General features: G+C 72.5%; 18 protein-coding genes. 11 read left to right on the top strand and 7 right to left on the bottom strand.

Going from position 1 to position 17,434, the window contains the following annotated elements:
* Window positions 1-80: 80 nt before the first annotated feature.
* Window positions 81-3,314, bottom strand: coding sequence for a fused isobutyryl-CoA mutase/GTPase IcmF (gene icmF, locus TOK_RS05365; protein ID WP_098956676.1), 3,234 nt, complete (start codon window positions 3,312-3,314; stop codon window positions 81-83).
* 118 nt (window positions 3,315-3,432) lie between these two features.
* Window positions 3,433-3,717 carry a hypothetical protein gene (locus tag TOK_RS05360; RefSeq protein ID WP_141566268.1) on the bottom strand — a complete coding sequence of 95 codons (285 nt, stop codon included), beginning with the start codon at window positions 3,715-3,717 and terminating at the stop codon, window positions 3,433-3,435.
* 77 nt (window positions 3,718-3,794) lie between these two features.
* Here TOK_RS05360 and TOK_RS05355 point away from each other — a divergent pair, with 77 nt between their 5' ends.
* Window positions 3,795-4,583, top strand: coding sequence for a maleylpyruvate isomerase family mycothiol-dependent enzyme (locus tag TOK_RS05355; protein WP_098956674.1), 789 nt, complete (start codon window positions 3,795-3,797; stop codon window positions 4,581-4,583).
* On the opposite strand, the gene TOK_RS05350 is transcribed toward TOK_RS05355, so the two are convergent.
* Complete coding sequence (locus TOK_RS05350) at window positions 4,580-6,007, bottom strand: MFS transporter (protein WP_098956673.1); 1,428 nt, start codon at window positions 6,005-6,007, stop codon at window positions 4,580-4,582. The genes TOK_RS05355 and TOK_RS05350 overlap by 4 nt on opposite strands.
* A 111-nt stretch (window positions 6,008-6,118) precedes the next feature.
* Here TOK_RS05350 and TOK_RS05345 point away from each other — a divergent pair, with 111 nt between their 5' ends.
* Window positions 6,119-6,832: a TetR/AcrR family transcriptional regulator gene (locus TOK_RS05345; protein ID WP_098956672.1), complete on the top strand. Its 714-nt coding sequence runs from the start codon at window positions 6,119-6,121 to the stop codon at window positions 6,830-6,832.
* Between the two features lie 27 nt (window positions 6,833-6,859).
* On the opposite strand, the gene TOK_RS05340 is transcribed toward TOK_RS05345, so the two are convergent.
* From TOK_RS05340 to TOK_RS05330, 3 genes are read right to left on the bottom strand one after another with little or no spacing between them, the layout of a single operon-like run.
* A complete protein-coding gene (locus TOK_RS05340; protein WP_253258194.1) occupies window positions 6,860-7,432 on the bottom strand; it encodes a GNAT family N-acetyltransferase in 573 nt (190 codons plus the stop codon).
* Complete coding sequence (locus TOK_RS05335; RefSeq protein WP_098956671.1) at window positions 7,429-9,084, bottom strand: alkaline phosphatase D family protein; 1,656 nt, start codon at window positions 9,082-9,084, stop codon at window positions 7,429-7,431. The genes TOK_RS05340 and TOK_RS05335 overlap by 4 nt, the downstream gene beginning before the upstream one ends.
* A 9-nt stretch (window positions 9,085-9,093) precedes the next feature.
* Window positions 9,094-10,080 carry an ROK family protein gene (locus TOK_RS05330; RefSeq protein ID WP_253258193.1) on the bottom strand — a complete coding sequence of 329 codons (987 nt, stop codon included), beginning with the start codon at window positions 10,078-10,080 and terminating at the stop codon, window positions 9,094-9,096.
* Between the two features lie 92 nt (window positions 10,081-10,172).
* Between TOK_RS05330 and TOK_RS34995 the strand changes: the two genes are divergently transcribed.
* The 8 genes from TOK_RS34995 (at window position 10,173) to TOK_RS05290 (ending at window position 16,097) form a co-directional block, all read left to right on the top strand.
* Window positions 10,173-11,546 carry a DoxX family protein gene (locus TOK_RS34995; protein ID WP_172457421.1) on the top strand — a complete coding sequence of 458 codons (1,374 nt, stop codon included), beginning with the start codon at window positions 10,173-10,175 and terminating at the stop codon, window positions 11,544-11,546.
* A 128-nt stretch (window positions 11,547-11,674) separates the two neighbouring features.
* Window positions 11,675-12,049, top strand: coding sequence for an AlpA family transcriptional regulator (locus TOK_RS05320; protein WP_098956668.1), 375 nt, complete (start codon window positions 11,675-11,677; stop codon window positions 12,047-12,049).
* Between the two features lie 48 nt (window positions 12,050-12,097).
* Window positions 12,098-13,285: a Tm-1-like ATP-binding domain-containing protein gene (locus TOK_RS05315; RefSeq protein ID WP_098956667.1), complete on the top strand. Its 1,188-nt coding sequence runs from the start codon at window positions 12,098-12,100 to the stop codon at window positions 13,283-13,285.
* A complete protein-coding gene (locus TOK_RS05310; RefSeq protein ID WP_098956713.1) occupies window positions 13,282-14,118 on the top strand; it encodes a phosphoenolpyruvate hydrolase family protein in 837 nt (278 codons plus the stop codon). The genes TOK_RS05315 and TOK_RS05310 overlap by 4 nt, the downstream gene beginning before the upstream one ends.
* Window position 14,119: 1 nt before the next feature.
* Window positions 14,120-14,560, top strand: a complete 441-nt coding sequence (locus TOK_RS05305) for an SRPBCC family protein (RefSeq protein ID WP_098956666.1) — start codon at window positions 14,120-14,122, stop codon at window positions 14,558-14,560.
* Window positions 14,561-14,593: 33 nt separating this feature from the next.
* The gene (locus TOK_RS05300; protein WP_098956665.1) at window positions 14,594-15,031 is read left to right on the top strand and encodes a DUF5709 domain-containing protein; all 438 of its coding nucleotides are present in this window, start codon (window positions 14,594-14,596) and stop codon (window positions 15,029-15,031) included.
* Window positions 15,031-15,417, top strand: coding sequence for an MmcQ/YjbR family DNA-binding protein (locus TOK_RS05295; RefSeq protein ID WP_098956664.1), 387 nt, complete (start codon window positions 15,031-15,033; stop codon window positions 15,415-15,417). Before TOK_RS05300 ends, TOK_RS05295 begins: the two co-directional genes overlap by 1 nt.
* The gene (locus tag TOK_RS05290) at window positions 15,414-16,097 is read left to right on the top strand and encodes an alpha/beta hydrolase (protein ID WP_098956663.1); all 684 of its coding nucleotides are present in this window, start codon (window positions 15,414-15,416) and stop codon (window positions 16,095-16,097) included. Before TOK_RS05295 ends, TOK_RS05290 begins: the two co-directional genes overlap by 4 nt.
* Window positions 16,098-16,270: 173 nt before the next feature.
* On the opposite strand, the gene TOK_RS05285 is transcribed toward TOK_RS05290, so the two are convergent.
* On the bottom strand, window positions 16,271-16,807 hold the full coding sequence (locus tag TOK_RS05285; protein ID WP_374754859.1) for an IclR family transcriptional regulator C-terminal domain-containing protein: 537 nt from the start codon (window positions 16,805-16,807) through the stop codon (window positions 16,271-16,273).
* Here TOK_RS05285 and TOK_RS33805 point away from each other — a divergent pair.
* Entirely contained in the window at window positions 16,746-17,399 is a 654-nt protein-coding gene (locus TOK_RS33805; protein WP_098956661.1) for an MFS transporter, read from the top strand. The genes TOK_RS05285 and TOK_RS33805 overlap by 62 nt on opposite strands.
* Window positions 17,400-17,434 lie beyond the last annotated feature (35 nt).

Genomic DNA, 17,434 nt, shown 5'->3' with positions numbered 1-17,434 from the left:
TGCGACGAGGTTGTACCGGCCCGGCCTCCGGCCATCGTGAGTGGCGATGGCCGCTGTGGTGACCATCGCCCCTCACAGGGTCACATGTTGCGTCGGTACTGCCCGCCGACCTCGAAGAACGCCTCGGTCAGCTGGCCCAGCGAGCACACGCGGGCGGCCTTCATCAGCTCGTCGAAGACGTTGCCCTCGCCGGTCGCGACGTCCTGCAGCGCCCGCAGGGCCTCGGGCGCGCTGCCGGTGTGACGGGACTGGAAGTCGGCGAGCCGGTCGAGCTGCGACTGCTTCTCGGCCTCGGTGCCCCGCGCCAGCTCGATCTCCATGGGCGGCTCGTCGGACTCCGGCTTGACGAAGGTGTTGACGCCGATGATCGGCAGCGTGCCCTCGTGCTTGCGGTGCTCGTAGAGCATCGACTCGTCCTGGATCTTGCCGCGCTGGTAGCCGGTCTCCATGGCGCCGAGCACCCCGCCGCGGGCGGCGATGGCGTCGAACTCCTGGAGGACGGCCTCCTCGACGAGGTCGGTGAGCTCGTCGACGACGAACGACCCCTGCAGCGGGTTCTCGTTCATCGAGAGACCCCACTCGCGGTTGATGATCAGCTGGATCGCCATCGCGCGGCGGACCGACTCCTCGGTGGGCGTCGTGATGGCCTCGTCGTAGGCGTTGGTGTGCAGCGAGTTGGCGTTGTCGTAGAGCGCGCACAGCGCCTGCAGCGTCGTGCGGATGTCGTTGAAGTTCATCTCCTGCGCGTGCAGGGACCGGCCGGAGGTCTGCACGTGGTACTTGAGCTTCTGCGACCGCTCACCTGCGCCGTAGCGCTCCCGCATGGCCACGGCCCAGATGCGGCGGGCCACCCGGCCGATGACCGTGTACTCGGCGTCCATGCCGTTGGAGAAGAAGAACGACAGGTTGGGCGCGAAGTCGTCGATGCTCATGCCGCGCGCCAGGTAGCTCTCGACGAACGTGAACCCGTTGGCGAGGGTGAACGCGAGCTGGCTGATGGGGTTCGCCCCGGCCTCGGCGATGTGGTAGCCGGAGATCGAGACGGAGTAGAAGTTCCGGACCTTGTGCCGGATGAACCACTCCTGGATGTCGGCCATCATCCGCAGCGAGAACTCGGTGGAGAAGATGCAGGTGTTCTGGCCCTGGTCCTCCTTGAGGATGTCGGCCTGCACCGTGCCGCGGACGTTGGCGTAGGCGAACGCGGCGAGCTCCTCGCGCTCGGCCTCGTCGGGCTCGCGGCCCTCGTGCTCGCGGAACTTCTCGATCTGCTGGTCGACGGCGGTGTTGAGGAAGAACGCGAGGATCGTCGGCGCGGGGCCGTTGATCGTCATGGACACCGAGGTCGTGGGCGAGCAGAGGTCGAAGCCGCCGTAGAGGACCTTCATGTCCTCCAGCGTCGCGATGGACACCCCCGAGGTGCCGACCTTGCCGTAGATGTCGGGGCGGGTCGCGGGGTCGCGGCCGTAGAGGGTCACCGAGTCGAACGCCGTCGAGAGGCGCTTGGCGTCGGAGTCCTCCGACAGGTACTTGAAGCGGCGGTTCGTGCGGAACGCGTCACCCTCACCGGCGAACATGCGAGCCGGGTCCTCGCCCTCGCGCTTGAACGGGAAGACCCCGGCGGTGAAGGGGAAACGGCCGGGCAGGTTCTCCTTGCGCAGGAACCGCAGCCGCTCGGCCTCCTCGGTGAAGGGCGGCAGCGCGACACGGCGGACCTTGTTGCCCGACAACGTCTCGCGGGTCAGCTGGGTGCGCAGCTCCTTGTCGCGGACCTTCACGACGAGCTCGTCGCCGGAGTAGTCGGACACCATCGTGTCCCAGCTGTCGAGCAGCTCGGACGACTCCCGGGTGACGGCCTCACCGGCGTTCTCGAGCAGCCCGTCGAGGGCGGTGACGTCGGCGCCGACGGCGTCGAGCTCGGCGTGCGCGGTGCGCAGGTGCTCGCGGCGGCGGACCGCGGCGGCCTGCTCGTCGGTCTCGGCGTGGTAGTCGCGCAGGGTGTCGGCGATGTCGGCGAGGTAGCGCACCTTGTCGGGCGGGATGACCGCGGCGTGCAGGTGGGAGGTCTTGCCCTCGACCTTCGGCAGCCGTCCGTCGTGCACGGTCAGCCCGTTGTCGGCGAGCAGTCCGGAGAGGTGCTGGTAGAGCGCGGTGACGCCGTCGTCGTTGAAGGTCGCGGCGCTGGTGCCGAAGACCGGCATGTCCTCCCAGCCCGCGCCGAACTCCTCGCGGTTGCGCACGAGCTGGCGCCCGACGTCGCGGCGCGCGTCCTCGGCGCCCTGGCGCTCGAACTTGTTGATGGCGACGACGTCGGCGAAGTCGAGCATGTCGATCTTCTCCAGCTGCGACGCGGCGCCGAACTCGGGCGTCATCACGTACAGCGAGCGGTCGACGAAGGGCACGATGCCGGCGTCGCCCTGGCCGATGCCGGGGGTCTCGACGACGACCAGGTCGAACCCGGCGGCCTTGAGGACGGAGACGACGTCGCCGAGGTTCTCGGGCAGGTTCCCGTCGACACCTCGGGTGGCCAGCGAGCGGAAGAACACCTGCTCACCGACGAGGCTGTTCATCCGGATGCGGTCGCCCAGCAGCGCGCCGCCGCCCTTCCGCCGGGTGGGGTCGACGGCGAGGACGGCGATGCGGAGCTTGTCCTCCTGGTCGAGACGGAAGCGGCGGACGAGCTCGTCGGTCAGGCTGGACTTGCCGGAGCCGCCGGTGCCGGTGATGCCCAGGACGGGCACCTGGCGGGTCGTCGAGCGGACGCGGTCGAGCACGTCGGCGGGCAGCGTGCCGGCCTCGGCGAGGGTGAGCGCGCGGGCGAGGGTGGCATGCTCGCCGGCGAAGACGCCGTCGTAGGAGGCGGGCGGCGTCGCGGTGAGGTCGACGTCGCACTCGCGGATCATCAGGTTGATCATCCCGGGCAGGCCGAGGCGCTGGCCGTCGTCGGGGGAGAAGATCCGCGAGACGCCGCGGGAGTGCAGCAGCTCGATCTCCTCGTGGACGATGACGCCGCCCCCGCCGCCGTAGACCTTGACGTGCCCGGCGCCACGCTCGCGCAGCAGCTCGACGAGGTAGCTGAAGTACTCGACGTGTCCGCCCTGGTAGGAGCTGATGGCGACGCCCTGGGCGTCCTCCTGGATGACGGCGGCGACGACCTCGTCGACAGACCGGTTGTGCCCCAGGTGGATCACCTCGGCGCCCTGGCGCTGCAGGATGCGCCGCATGATGTTGATCGCCGCGTCGTGGCCGTCGAACAGGCTCGCGGCCGTCACGAAGCGGACGGGGTTCGCGGGCACGTGCAGCTCTGACGACGCCACGGGTCCTCCAGGCGGGGGGAATACAACCGACCAATTTAGTTTGACATCCTAGTATCGGACGTACAACTTCTCGCGGAGCGACGTCTCCCACACAGTTCGGAGCGGGGCCCGGGAGGGTTCAGGCGGCGCGCTGCTGCGGGACCTGCAGCGTGCCGGCGAGGGCGTCCGAGGTCTCCACCGCGGCGGTGGTCCCGGTCGCGGGGGTGACGTCCTCGGCGGGCCGGCGCCTGCGGGACACGGCGGCCGTTGCGATGCCGATGAGCGCGAGCGCCAGCCCTGCGACGGCGATCGGCAGCAGCCCGGCGCCCGGCACGGCGATCGCGATGACGAATGCCACCGGTGGCCACCACAGCATCGCGCGCAGCATGCCCGGCGGTGACCAGTCCTGCCCCCTGTCTCCCATGCGCGGGGTCTACCCCGAACGAGCGGAGGCCATGCACATCCGCCGCCCCAACCGGTGACAGGGACTAGCGTCGGGACATGACCGGTTCCGGCGCCGCGCCCACCGCGGACCCCTCCGAGATCGTCCCCGTCCTCTTCGAGGAGAACGTGCTGTTCGCCGACCTCGTCCGCGACGCCGACCCCGACCTCCCCGTGCCGACGTGTCCCGAGTGGACGATGCGCAAGCTCGGCGCCCACGTCGGCCGGGGCGACCGATGGGCGGCCGCGATCGTCGCGACGCGGGCGACCGAGCCCGTCGACACCCGCACCGTGGCCGACGGGAAGGCGCCGTTGCCCGCCGACGAGTTCGGGGCCTGGATGCGCGGTGGCGTCACCGCGCTCGCCGAGGCCGTGGAGAACGTCGGCCCCGACACTCCGGTGTGGACGTTCACCGGACCGAAGCCCGCGGCCTGGTGGCTGCGCCGGCGGCTGCACGAGCAGACCGTGCACCGCGCCGACGCCGCGATCGCCGTCGGCGCGAGCTTCGACATCTCACCGGCGCTGGCCGCGGACGGGCTGTCGGAGTGGCTCGACCTGCTCGCGGCCCGGCCCGGCGCGGGTGGGGACATGCTGCCCGGCGGCGCGACGATGCACCTGCACTCCCACGATGCCGACGGCCTCGGTGCCTCGGGGGAGTGGGTGGTGCGCCCGCAGGGCGACTCGATCACCTGGGACCACGGTCACGAGAAGTCGACGGTCGCCGTCCGCGGCTCGGCCGCCGACCTGATGCTCGCCGTCCTGCGCCGCATCGACGCCGACAACCCCCGGCTGGAGGTCGTCGGCGACCGGTCGGTCCTGACGTCGTTCCTGTCGGCGACTCCCTTCTAGTCCTGCTCGCGGGCGCGCCGCGGCAGCAGCATCGCCAGCGCGGCGCCCGCGAGCACCATCGCCGCGGTCACCCAGAGCACCACCTCGAACGCCGGGCCCATGCCACGGGTCGTCGCCGTCGAGAAGAAGACGGTGCCCAGGACGGCGACGCCGATCGCCGAGCCCAGCTGCTGGTCGGCGTTGAGCACCCCCGACGCCGAGCCGACCATCGGCAGGGTCACACCGGCCAGCACGATGTCGAAGAACGGCGCGATGAACAGGCCCATCCCGATGCCGCTGACGAGCAGCGCCGGGGCGAGCTCCCAGCCCGTCGACGGCGGCGCGACGTGCAGGGTGAGCACGATCCCGGCGATCCCCGCGGCCATGACCACAGCGCCCCCCTGCAGGACGGGGCGTCCGAACCTGCGGCCGAGCCACGTGCCCGACAGCGTCGCCCCGACGGCGACGCCCAGCGCCCACGGCGCGAGGACCAGTCCCGCCCGCAGCGGGGTGAAGCCGGGCCCGAGCTGCAGGTAGAGCCCGAGCACGAGGAACAGCCCGGTCATGCCGGCGAAGAACACGAGCCCGACCGCCATGCCGCCGGAGAACGCACGGGCCCGGAAGAGCGCGGGCTCCACGAGCGGTGAGCGGCCGGTGCGGGCGCGGCGGACCTGGTGCCACGCGAACACACCCAGGACGGGCACGGCTGCGGCCATCATCACGTAGGTCCACGCCGGCCAGCCCAGCTCGCGGCCCTGCACGAGCGGGAACACCAGCAGCAGGAGTCCGGCGGTGACGAGCGCCGTGCCGAGCGGATCGGGCCGTGCGGTCCGTTCGCCGCGCGACTCGGGCAGTACCCTGAGGGCGAGCGCGAGGCAGGCCAGCCCGATCGGGACGTTGACCAGGAAGACGGTGCGCCAGCCGGCGCCACCGAGGTCCCAGGCGATGAGCCCGCCGGCGAGGATCGGGCCGCCGACGGCCGCGAGCCCCATCGCCGGGCCGAACGCGCCGAACGCCGCGCCCAGCTCCTTGGGCGGGAAGGTCGACTTGACGATCCCGAAGCCCTGCGGGATGAGGATCGCGCCGGCGAGGCCCTGCAGGACACGGCACGCGATGAGGACGCCGGGTGTCGGGGCGAGCCCGCAGAGCGCGGAGAAGACGACGAACCCGGTGAGCCCGACCAGGAAGATCCGCCTGCGGCCGTAGAGGTCGCCGAGCCGGCCGCCCGTCACGAGGCCGACAGCGTAGGCGAGCGTGTAGCCGGCGGCGATCCACTGGATGGTCGTGGCGCCGCCGCCGAGCTCGCGCTGGATCGACGGTGCCGCGATGCCGACGACCGTCGCGTCGAGCAGGTCCATGATCTCGGCGACGAGGACGACGACGAGCGCGACCCACCGCAGCGCGTAGGGCGGGGCGGCGGTCGGGTCCTCCGTGGTGGTCGTCATGTGTGCCTCGTTTCGAACGGTGTTCGTTGACGAACGCTGTTCTATTATCGAACGGCGTACGTCGTCAAGAACACTGTTCGATACGAACAGCGGGCGGCTACGCTTCCCGCCATGAGCACGGCCCCCGCGTTGCCCGAACCCCCGTGGCGCACCCCGCGCAAGGACCCGGCGAACCGGCGCACGCTCAGCCGGGAGACGATCGTCGCCGCGGCCCTGCACGTGCTGAAGGCCGAGGGGATCGACGCGGTGAGCATGCGCCGGGTCGCCACCGAGCTCGGGACGGGCGCGGCGTCGCTCTACGCCCACGTCGCGAACAAGGACGAGCTGCTGGCCCTGGTGTTCGACGAGGTCGCCGGCGAGATCGCGCTCCCGGAGCCCGACGGCGCTCGCTGGCGGGAACAGGTCACCGACCTGTGGACGGAGTCGCGTGCGGTGATGGCCCGCAACGGCGACATCGCCCGGGTCGCGATCGGGGCCGTGCCGATGGGTCCCAACTCGCTACGCCTGGCCGAGGCGACGACGGCGATCCTGCGTGCGGGCGGCGTCCCGCCGCGGCCGGCCGCGTGGGCGGTCGACGTCATCGGGATGTTCGTCGCCGCGTCGGCGATCGAGTTCGCGCAGCACCAACGGGCCGGGATCGACCAGGAGGCGTACTACAGCCAGGTCGCGACGTACTTCCGCAGCCTGCCCGCGGAGCTGTTCCCGGTCCTCGCCTCGCTCGCGGTGGACCTGACCAGCGGCGACGCCGACGAACGGTTCGCATTCGGGCTACGGCTGCTGGTCGGCGGCCTCGCGGCCGAGGCGGAGCAGGCCCCGCGGTCGTGAGCGGGAACAGGACCCGTTCACGGGCGCTCAGCCCAGGAAGTCCTCGCGCAGCAGGTCCATCAGCAGGCCGTCGTGCCAGACGCCGTCGGTGCCGCGCTCGTAGCGGCGCATCACGCCGACCGGCCGGAACCCGACGCGCTCGTAGCTGCGGATCGCGCGCTCGTTCGTCGCGGCCGGATCGATGACGATGCGGTGGTGGTCGCGGCGGGTGAACAGGTAGCGGACCAGGGTGCGCAGCGCGTCGCCGCCGAGGCCCTGGCCGTGCGCGTCGGGGTGCAGCGCGATGTCGACGCCTGCGTGCCGGTAGTCGGGGTCCTCCTCCTCGTGGAAGATCACCAGCCCGATCACGTCGCCCGCCAGCTCGACGGCGTAGCCGTGCGGGCCCAGCAGCTCCCGGCGCACCCGTTCCAGGTCGTAACCGCCCCACCAGCGCTCGACCTCGGGGTGCCGCAGGATGTCGATGAATGCGGTCACGTGCTCGGACCCGGTGGGCCGCAGCACGACGACCTGTCCGGCGAGCGCGTCGGTGCCGTCGGTGTCGGGGGCCGGGGCACCCCGCAGCGGAGCGGCGTTGCCGGGCGAGTGTCCTGCGGTCGTCATCGAGAGCTCCTCGGTGCGGATGTCAGGGTGTGGCGGGCGGCCTCGCGCAGGGACGCCGCGCCCGTCGGCTGCTCGAAGACGACGTCGGCGTGGCGGCCGTCGATCTCCAGCGACGCGATCGTGTTGCCGAAGTACGGTCCGCCCAGCTTGTGCCAGGTCACCGGCGGTGTCGACGCACCCTTGCGGGTGGACCAGGCTCGGGTCAGACGGCCCGCGGCGCGGCTCCAGCCCAGCCGGAACCCGACCCGGACGTAGGGCGGCACGTGGTTGTGCACGGGAGAGCACGTCAGCTGGTGCACGGGTGCCTCCCCCGCGCCGTCGACATCGGCGCGTGCTGCGTAGCTGTGGTGGACGTCGCCGGAGAGCACGCTGACCGACGCCGGCGCCGGCTCGTCGCCACGGGCGCTGCTGGCGGCGGCGATCAGCCCGGCCAGCCGGTCGAACGACTCCCGGAACGCGGGCCAGTGCTCCAGGTCGCCGGCCTGGCGGATCTTCTCGCCCAGCCGTCCGCGCCATCCGGGGCGGGCCGCGGCGATCTCGTTGACCGTCTCGAGGTCGCCGATGGCGGGCGGCAGCAACCACGGCACCGACGTCACCAGCAGCAGGTGGTCGGTCGGCCCGGGCTCGAGGGCGCGTTCCTCGATCCAGCCGAACTCACGGTCACCGACCATGAGGTGGTCGCCGTCGCCGAGGATGCGCCCGTTACGGGAGTCGATGACGACGATCCTGGTGCGCCCCAACGCCCAGCGGAAGCTGAACCGGATGCCCTTCGAGCCGTCGACCTCGGCGTCCGCGCGGTCGGCGAGCTCGGCGAGCAGCGGCCACGTGTCGCCGTCGTGGGCGATGATCTTCGCGTAGTCGGGGTCGTCGGCGAGCTCGTCGGGGGAGAGGTTGCCCAGGTGCTGGTAGACCCAGTACGACGCCAGGCCCGAGCGGACCCGCTCGGCCCACCAGGACTCCTGCGCCATCTGCCGGCGCCACACGTCCGAGGTGTTCCAGTCGTCGCGGATGTCGTGGTCGTCGAAGATCATCCCGGTCGGGACGGTCGACATGATCCAGCGGATCTCGGGGTCGGTCCAGGCGTCCCGGTAGAGCCCGACGTACTCCTCGAAGTTCACGATCTCGTCGTCGGGCCAGTCGGGGTGCTGGTCGCGGCGGCCGGCGATGCGGCGCACCGTCTGCGGGGTGAGCTCGTCGGCGTAGACCTGGTCGCCGATCAGCAACAACGCGTCCGGCCACTCCTGCGGCGGCCGGCCCGCCATCCGGGCGGAGTAGGCGTCGAGGGCGTCGATGCCGAACGTCGCGGCGGTCCTCGGGTCGGCGACCTTCACGTAGCGGCAGGAGCCGAACAGGATGCGGTGGCGTCCCGCCGACGCCGACGCCGGCCCGCGCGTCGCGATGCTGCTCGGCGGGAACGGCGACGCGGCCGGTGGCCAGACCCGCTCGCCGTCGAGGTGCACCTCGTAGGGGGTGCGGGTGTCCGGGATGAGCCCGGTGACGACGACGAGGGCGTAGTGGTGCCCCGACACCTCGAAGGTGCGGGTGCGGGTGCCGAGGATCTCGACGGTCGTGGGCCCGTCGGTCTGCACCCAGACCGTCGCGGAGTCGTCGCCCACGTGACGCAGGACAGGACCGAGGACCAGAGACGTCACGGCTCCAACCTATCGGCTGTGCACGTCGCCGTCGTGCGCGTGCTCCAGTCCCAGCAGCCCGGCACCGACGACGCCCGCGTCCGTGCCGAACGTCCCGGCCCGGACGGGCACGACGGGCCGCGCCTCGCGGGCGTAGGCGTGTTCGAGGTAGCCGGCGCGCGCGGGTTCGAGCAGCAGGTCGCCGGTGGTGACCAGGCCGCCGCCGATGATGACGGCCTCGATCTCGAAGATGTTGGCCAGCGACGCGATGCCGATGCCCAGCCAGCGCCCCAGCCGCGCGAACAGGTCCAGTGCGGTGGGGTCGCCCAGCTCGGTCGCCCTGGTGACGGTCTGCCCGGTGACGTGCCCGCCCTGTTCCTCGCGGGCGATGCGCGCGATGGTGCCGTCCGGGTCGGCCTCGGCGGCCTCGCGGCCCATCCTGGTCAGCGCCGTGCCCGACGCGACGGCCTCCAGGCAGCCGCGGTTGCCGCAGCCGCACACGGGGCCGTCGGGCGCCACGACGATGTGCCCGAGCTCGCCGCCGAGCCCCGACGGCCCGCGGTACACCACCCCGCCCAGCACGAGCCCGCCGCCGACGCCGGTCCCGACGGTCAGGAACACCATCTCCCGCAGCCGGTCCGCGCCGAGCCGGGCCTCGGCCAGGGCCGCGACGTTGGCGTCGTTGTCGACGGTCGCGGGCAGGCCGGTGGCCGCCTCGAGCTCGTCGCGCACCCGCCAGTCGCGGTAGGAGTTGTTGGGCGCCCAGCGGATCAGCCCCGTCGGCCACTCGACGATCCCGGCCGCACCCACGCCGATCGCGCTGACCTCGGGATGGTCGGCGTGCAGCTGCTGGGTGATGCCGAGCAGGATCTTCGTCATCGTCGTGCCGTCGGAGGTCTCGGGTGTGCGCTCGGAGACCTCGGCGAGCAGCGTGCCGTCGTCGGCGACGACCGCGCCGCGGATGTTGGTGCCGCCGATGTCGAGGCCGATCGCGTGGGTGCCGCTGGGCTGGCTCACACCCGAATCATGGCCCATCCGCGGATGTGTTTGGGGTCCTCCGTGGCGGGGAACGTGCGAGCATGCCGGTCCTGCGACGTGTAGCCAGACCCATGCTTGCCGCGATCTTCATCCAAGGCGGCATCGCAGCCCTGCGCGCGCCCGAGGGCCACGCGCAGGCCGCCAAACCGATCCTCGACGCGGCAGCCCCCGCGCTCGACCCCGTGCTGGACAAGGCGGTCGAGGTCACCCCGATCGACTCCCGGCCCGACGCCGAGACGCTCGTGAAGGTCGACGCCGCGGTGAAGATCGCCGCGGGTTCCCTGCTGGCGCTGGGCAAGGCGCCGCGGCTGGCGTCGACGGCGCTGGCCGCGAGCCTGATCCCGACGACGCTGGCCGGACACCGCTTCTGGGAGGTCGAGGACCCCGAGGAGCGCAAGGCCCAGCAGATCCACTTCTTCAAGAACGTCGGTCTGCTCGGCGGGCTGCTCATCGCGGCCGCCGACACCCATGGAAAGCCGTCCGTGGCCTACCGGGGCAAGCGGGCCGCCCGCCTCGCCGCGGCGGCCGCGGGTGAGCGTGTCGACGCCGTCACCGGCGCTGCGCACGATGTGTCCGACCGCGTCTCCGGCGTCGCCCACGACGCGGGCGGTGCCGTGACCAGCCTCGCCGCGGGCCTGGCCGGGCTGGTGCCCAGCGCCGCGTCCGCGCGGTCCTCGGCGCAGTCGTCGGCGCTCGCGGGCAAGGCGTCCGAGGCCGGGTCGGTGCTGGCCGGGAAGGCCGCCGCGGTGGGCGCGGTTGTCGCCGACCGGGCGCCCGAGGTGGGTGCCGCCGTCGCCGACCGGGCCACGAAGGCAGGTGCGGTGCTGGCGGACAAGGCTCCTGAGGTCGGGGCCGTCCTCGCCGCCCGCGCCACCAGGACCGGTGCCCTGCTGGCGGACCGGGCCCCGGTGGTCGGTGCGCAGCTCGCGGACCGTGCCTCCAAGGTCGGCGCCACGGTGGCCGACCGGGCCCCTGCTGTGCGCGACACCGTCGTCGCCAGGGCCGCCCAGCTCAGCGACGACCTGGCCGACCGTTCAGCCGACGCGGGCAAGCGCGCCGCCCGGCTCCAGCGCCGCGCCGACAAGCGTGGTGCGCGGCTGCAGATGCTCGTCGAGAAGCGGGGCGCGCAGTGGCAGCAGGTGCTCGCCGAGCGCGGTGAGGAGCTGCAGGCCCACGCGGGCAGGCGTGGCAAGAGGTGGCTCAAGGCCGCCGAGAAGCGCCGCGCGGCCTGGGAGAAGCAGGCGGCGAAGGCGACTGCCAAGGCCCGCAAGAAGGCCCCGGGCTACGTCGACCAGCTCTCCGCGCTGGCCTCCGACGCCGCCGACCAGGCCGCGAAGCTGCGGGGCGACCTCGCCTCGCGTGCCTCCGACCTGGGCGCCGCCGCCGCGAAGACCGCCGAGGGTGCGGCCGCCGACACCCGCAAGCGGCTCGCGAAGATCGGCTGACGGCTCCCACGACCCGCTGATTCACCGACCGACGACGGGGCCCGGGCACCGGCTGGTGCCCGGGCCCTCCCATGTCCGCGGCGGGGAAATGCACCATGGTGGACGTCGATGCACGATGATGTACGGCCATGAGCGCCGAGACCTGGACGAGCGACGAGTGTGCCCAGGCGTGGGGCGTGAAGACGCAGACCTGGTTGGGCTACGTCTCCCGCGGGCAGGCGCCCCGCCCGCTCGACGGTGGCGGCCGGCGCAAGCTGTGGGACGCCGGCGAGGTCCGGGCGTGGCCGCGCCCGGGAGCGGGCCGCAGCAGGACGGGCGCCGGCCCCGAGGCGGAGGCGCTGCTGGCCGAGATGGCCGAGGTCGCCGACCGCATCGACGAGCTCCGCGCCCGCCAGCAGCAGCTGCTGTGCGAGGGCAAGCAGCAGGGACTGGAGATCCGCGCGATGGCTCGCGCGTCGCGGATCTCGCCGCAGACCGCCTACGGGCGGCTCGACGGGTGTTGACCGCGTCAGCGGTCGAAAGATCGCGGCGCGTGGACTAGAACGGACGGTGTGAGCCTCGCCTACGTCGTCGGGACGCACGACACGAAGTCCGCCGAACTGTCCTACGTGGCCGGTCTGCTGCGCGCGGCCGGTGTGGACGTCAGGACGGTCGACGTCTCGACCTCGGAGTACGCCTCCGGTGACGCCGACGTCGGGCCCGCCGACGTCGCCGCGCACCACCCCGACGGGGCAGGTGCGGTCTTCACCGGCGACCGGGGGAGTGCGGTCGGGGCGATGTCCGTCGCGCTGCGGGCGTTCCTGACCTCGCGCGACGACGTCGGCGGGGTGCTGGGGCTCGGCGGCTCCGGAGGGACGGCGCTGGTCACCCCGGCGATGCGGGCGCTGCCCGTCGGTGTCCCGAAGATCATGGTGTCGACGGTCGCGTCCGGAGACGTGGCACCCTACGTCGGCGCCGCCGACATCGCGATGCTGCACTCGGTCACCGACGTGGCGGGGCTCAACCGGATCTCGCGCCACGTCCTGGGCAATGCCGCGCACATGCTCGCGGGTGCGCTGCTGCACCAGGTGCCCGCGGCCGCCGACCGCCCGGCGGTCGGCATCACGATGTTCGGCGTCACCACGCCCTGCGTCACGCAGATCCTGGAACGGCTGGGTGACGACGTCGACCCGCTCGTCTTCCACGCCACCGGAACCGGCGGGAAGGCCATGGAGAAGCTCGTCGACGACGGCCTGATCGGCTCGGTCCTCGACGTCACGACCACCGAGATCGCCGACCTGCTCGTGGGCGGCGTGATGGCCGCCGCGGAGGACCGGCTCGACGCGATCGCCCGCACCGGGGTGCCGTACGTCGGATCGTGCGGGGCGCTCGACATGGTCAACTTCGGGGCGCCCGACACGGTCCCCGCGGCCTTCGCGGGCCGGAGGTTCTACGAGCACAACGCGCAGGTCACGCTCATGCGGACCACGGTCGAGGAGAATCGGGCGTTCGGCTCGTTCATCGCGGGCAAGCTCGATGCCCTCACCGCGCCCGCGGTGTTCCTGATCCCCGAGGGCGGCGTGTCCGCGCTCGACGCGGCCGGCCAGCCGTTCCACGACCCCGCGGCCGACGCGGCGCTGTTCGAGACGATCGAGTCGTCGGTGCGCCGCGACGGCGTCGTGCGCAGGGTGCCGCACCACGTCAACGACCCCGGGTTCGCCGACGCGGTGACCGCCGCGTGGCAGGAGGTGACCGCGTGAAACGCCACCGTCGGGCCGATCTCGTCGAGCGCTTCCAGGACATGGCCCGGCGCGGCGAACCGATCGTCGGTGGGGGAGCGGGCACCGGGCTCTCGGCCAAGTGCGAGGAGGCCGGCGGTATCGACCTCATCGTCATCTACAACTCCGGCCGCTACCGGATGGCCGGCCGCGGCTCACTGGCAGGGCTGCTCGCCTACGGCAACGCCAACGACATCGTCGTCGAGATGGCCGCGGAGGTGCTGCCCGTCGTGAAGGAGACGCCGGTGCTCGCGGGTGTCAACGGCACCGACCCGTTCATGATCACCGACCGCTTCCTGCGCGAGCTCGACGACCTCGGCTTCGCCGGCATCCAGAACTTCCCGACCGTCGGGCTCATCGACGGCACCTTCCGGGCGAACCTGGAGGAGACGGGGATGGGCTACGGGCTGGAGGTCGACCTCGTGGCAGCCGCCCGCGCCGCCGACATGCTCACCACCCCCTACGTGTTCTCCGCCGACGACGCCCGCGCGATGACCCGCGCCGGTGCCGACATCGTCGTGTGCCACATGGGACTGACCACTGGCGGCTCCATCGGCGCCGAGACCGCGAAGACTCTCGACGACTGCGTCGCGCTCGTCGACGAATGGTCCGCCGCCGCCCTCGACGAACGCGACGACGTCCTCGTACTCGTGCACGGCGGCCCCGTCTCGATGCCCGACGACGCCGCGTACGTGCTCTCGCGCACGACGGGGTGCCATGGCTTCTACGGTGCCTCGTCGATGGAACGGCTGCCCACCGAGAAGGCCCTCACCGAACAGACCCGTCTCTTCAAGACCGTCCTCAAGGAGAACTGACATGCCGCGTCCGTACGCCAGTGGAGTCGTCGCCGCCTCGGCCGACGAGGTCTGGGCCCGCATCCGCGACTTCAACGGCATCGCCGACTGGCACCCCGGGATCCAGAGCAGCGAGCTCACCAGCGGGGACTCCGGCGCCGAGGTCGGCGCCGTCCGCAGGCTCGGCCTGGGTGGCGACGCCGTCGTCTCCGAGCGCCTCGTGCAGCTCGACGACGACGCCCGCAGCTGCACCTACACCTTCACCGACCCGGGGCCGTTCGCGGTGCGCCGCTACGTGTCCACGTTCCGGGTCGCACCCGTCACCGACACCGGGCACGCGTTCGTCGAGTGGTGGGCCGAGTACGACGCCGAGGCCGCCGACGAGGCCGAACTGACCAAGACCTACGCCCGCGGCGTGTACGGCGGAGGGATCAGGGCCCTGCAGGAACACTTCGGCGGCTGAGTTCTGCCAGGCTGTCGGGCATGGGTGACTCGCATGGGTGACGAGGACGACGACTTCGACCAGAACGCGCAGCTCGAACCGGAGGACACGCTCGAGGACCGCGGCGTCGTCGACATCCTCGACGAGGGGTACTCCCCGCCGGAGCGCCCCTGGGCGGTCGACGACTTCGGCACGACGTCGCAGGAGGAGGCCGAGGGCGAGGACCTCGACCATCGCCTCGCCCGCGAGGTGCCCGACCCGTCGGCGTCATACGACGACGACGAAGGGGACGGGCTCGGCGACGCCTCCGACACCGACGGCGAGCTGCTGGCCACCGACGAGGTCGGGGCACGGCGGGCCGGGCGGCTCGTCCAGCGCGACGAGGACCCGCTCGTGACCGACGACGAGAACTGGGCCGTCGACGCCGGCATCGACGGGGCGGGCGCCTCCGCCGAGGAGGCTGCCGTCCACGTCATCGACGACGACCGCTGATGGCCGGGTGGGACGACGTCCGCCGCCTCGCCCTCGCGCTCCCCGACGTCACGGAGCGCGCGGGCGAGAACCCGCAGTGGCTGGTGCGGGGCAAGGGTTTCGTGTGGGACCGGCCGCTTCGCCGGGCCGATCACGAGGCGCTCGGCGCCGCCGCTCCCACCGGGCCGGTCCTCGGCGCCTGGGTCGCCGACCTCGGGGTCAAGGAGGCCCTGATCGCCGACGACGCCGCCGTGTTCTTCACGACCCCCCACTTCGACGGCTACCGCGCCGTCCTCGTCCGTCTCGACGACATCGCTGTCGACGAGCTCGCCGAGGTCGTCGAAGGTGCGTGGCTCGCCCGCGCCCCGAAACGCCTTGCCGCCACCTATCTGGAGGCCCGTCCATGAGCCCCGCCCTCGTCCTCGTCCACGGTGCCTGGCACGGAGCCTGGGCCTGGGACGCGCTGCGTCCCGAGCTGCCCGACGTCGAGACGATCGCCGTCGACCTGCCGTCGTCGGGCCCCGATCCCAGGTCGCTGGGCACACTTGACGACGACGTCGCCGTGGTCCGGGCGGCGGTCGCCGCGGTCGGGGGCCCTGTCGTCGTGGTCGGGCACTCCTACGGCGGGGTCCCGATCACCGAGGCCCTCGACGGTGCCGACGGCGTCGTCCGGCTCGTCTACCTCACCGCGATGATGATGGACGTGGGCCAGACCGTGGTCGGCAGCCTGCGCGGGACGTGGCCGTCGTGGTGGGACGTCCATCAGGACGAGGGCTACATCGACACCCGCAACCCCGAGGGCTTCCTCTACGGCGACGTCGACGCCGGTGTCGCGGAGGCCGCCGTCGCGAGGCTGGGCCACCAGTCGCTGGTGGCCTACTCCACCCCGCTGACCGTGGCCGCATGGAAGACCGTCCCCAGCACCTACATCGTGTGCGACGAGGACGCCGCCCTCGCCCCGCGGGCACAGGAGAAGATGGCCGAGCGGGCCGGCCGGGTGCGGCACCTGCCGTCGGCACACTCGCCGTTCCTGTCCCACCCCGAGGATCTCGCCGCCCTGCTGCGCGAGGAGCTGGCCGCGGGCTGAGCGTCAGCCGGTGGGCTCGAGCGAGTGCACCAGCGCGGGGGAGCGTTCGATCTGCTTCTTGAGCAGGCCCGCGGCGTACTGGAGCAGAGGCAGCCGGGTCGCGGCGAACTCCTCGGGTGAGCGCGTCCCGGACGCCGCGGCGCAGCTGATGCCGGCCAGCGGCCTGCCGCCGATCAGGATCGGACGCCGATGACGGTGATGCCCATGTCGAGCTCGTCGACGACCAGCGCGTAGCCCTTCCTGCGGACCTCGGCGAGGCGCTCCCGCAGGTCGGCGACGGAGGTGACGGTGTAGGGCGTGCGCTGCTCGACGTCCAGGTCTGCGAGATGCCCGTCGAGCCGGTCCTGCGGCAGGAACGCCAGCATCGCCCGGCCGCTGGCGGAGACGTAGGCGGGCACCCGGCTGCCGGGGGTGACGGCGAAGCGCCGCATCCGCTCGGTCTGGACGTGGGCGAGATGGATGATGTCGTCGCCGGCCAGGGTCGTGAGCGAGACGCTGTCGCCGGTCTCGTCGCGAACCGGTTGCAGGAACGGCTGCGCGACCTCCGCGAGGTTCATCGAGTCGGGGTAGCTCGCGCCGATCTCCATGACCGTCGGGGTGAGGACGAACCGCCGGTCGGTCTGGCGCAGGTAGCCCAGCTGCACCAGCGTGAGCAGGAACCGCCGCGCGACGGCCGGGCTCAGCTGCGTCGCCGCGGCGACCTGGCTCAGCGTCAGCTCCGGCGTCCCCGGCCCGAAGGCTCGGAGTACCGCGATCCCGCGCGCGAGCGAGCTGGCGAGCAGTCCACCCACGGTCACCACGCGCAAGGTCACCGCCGCGGTCACGGTCGGCACGGTCATCGAGTGGTACGACTTCTTCCTCTACGGCACCGCCGCGGCGCTGATCTTCCCCAAGCTGTTCTTCCCGGCGGGTGATCCCGCCACCAGCGCACTGCTGTCCTTCGCCACCTTCGCGACGGGCTTCGCCGCCCGGCCCCTCGGCGGCTTCCTGTTCGGCCACCTCGGCGACCGGTTCGGCCGCAAGACCGTCCTGATCGCGACGCTGGTCCTGATGGCCGTCGCGACCGTCGGCGTCGGCCTGCTCCCGACGTACTCCCAGATCGGCGTCGCGGCTCCGATCCTGCTCGTGATCCTGCGGGTCGTGCAGGGCCTCGGGACCGGCGGCGAGTGGGGCGGCGCCGCCCTGATGACCAAGGAGAACGGCAGCCGCCGGCCGGGCTTCTTCGGGTCGTTCCTGTCGAGCGCGGTTTCGCCGGCCTCATCCTCGGCTCGCTCGTCTACACCCGACTGTCCGCGGTCCTGACCGAGGAGGCGCTGCTGAGCTGGGGCTGGCGCGTC

It is taken from the genome of Pseudonocardia sp. N23 (genome assembly GCF_002583555.1).
In the GTDB taxonomy this organism is placed as follows: Bacteria; Actinomycetota; Actinomycetes; order Mycobacteriales; family Pseudonocardiaceae; genus Pseudonocardia.
This window is presented reverse-complemented; position numbering and strand designations above follow the sequence as displayed.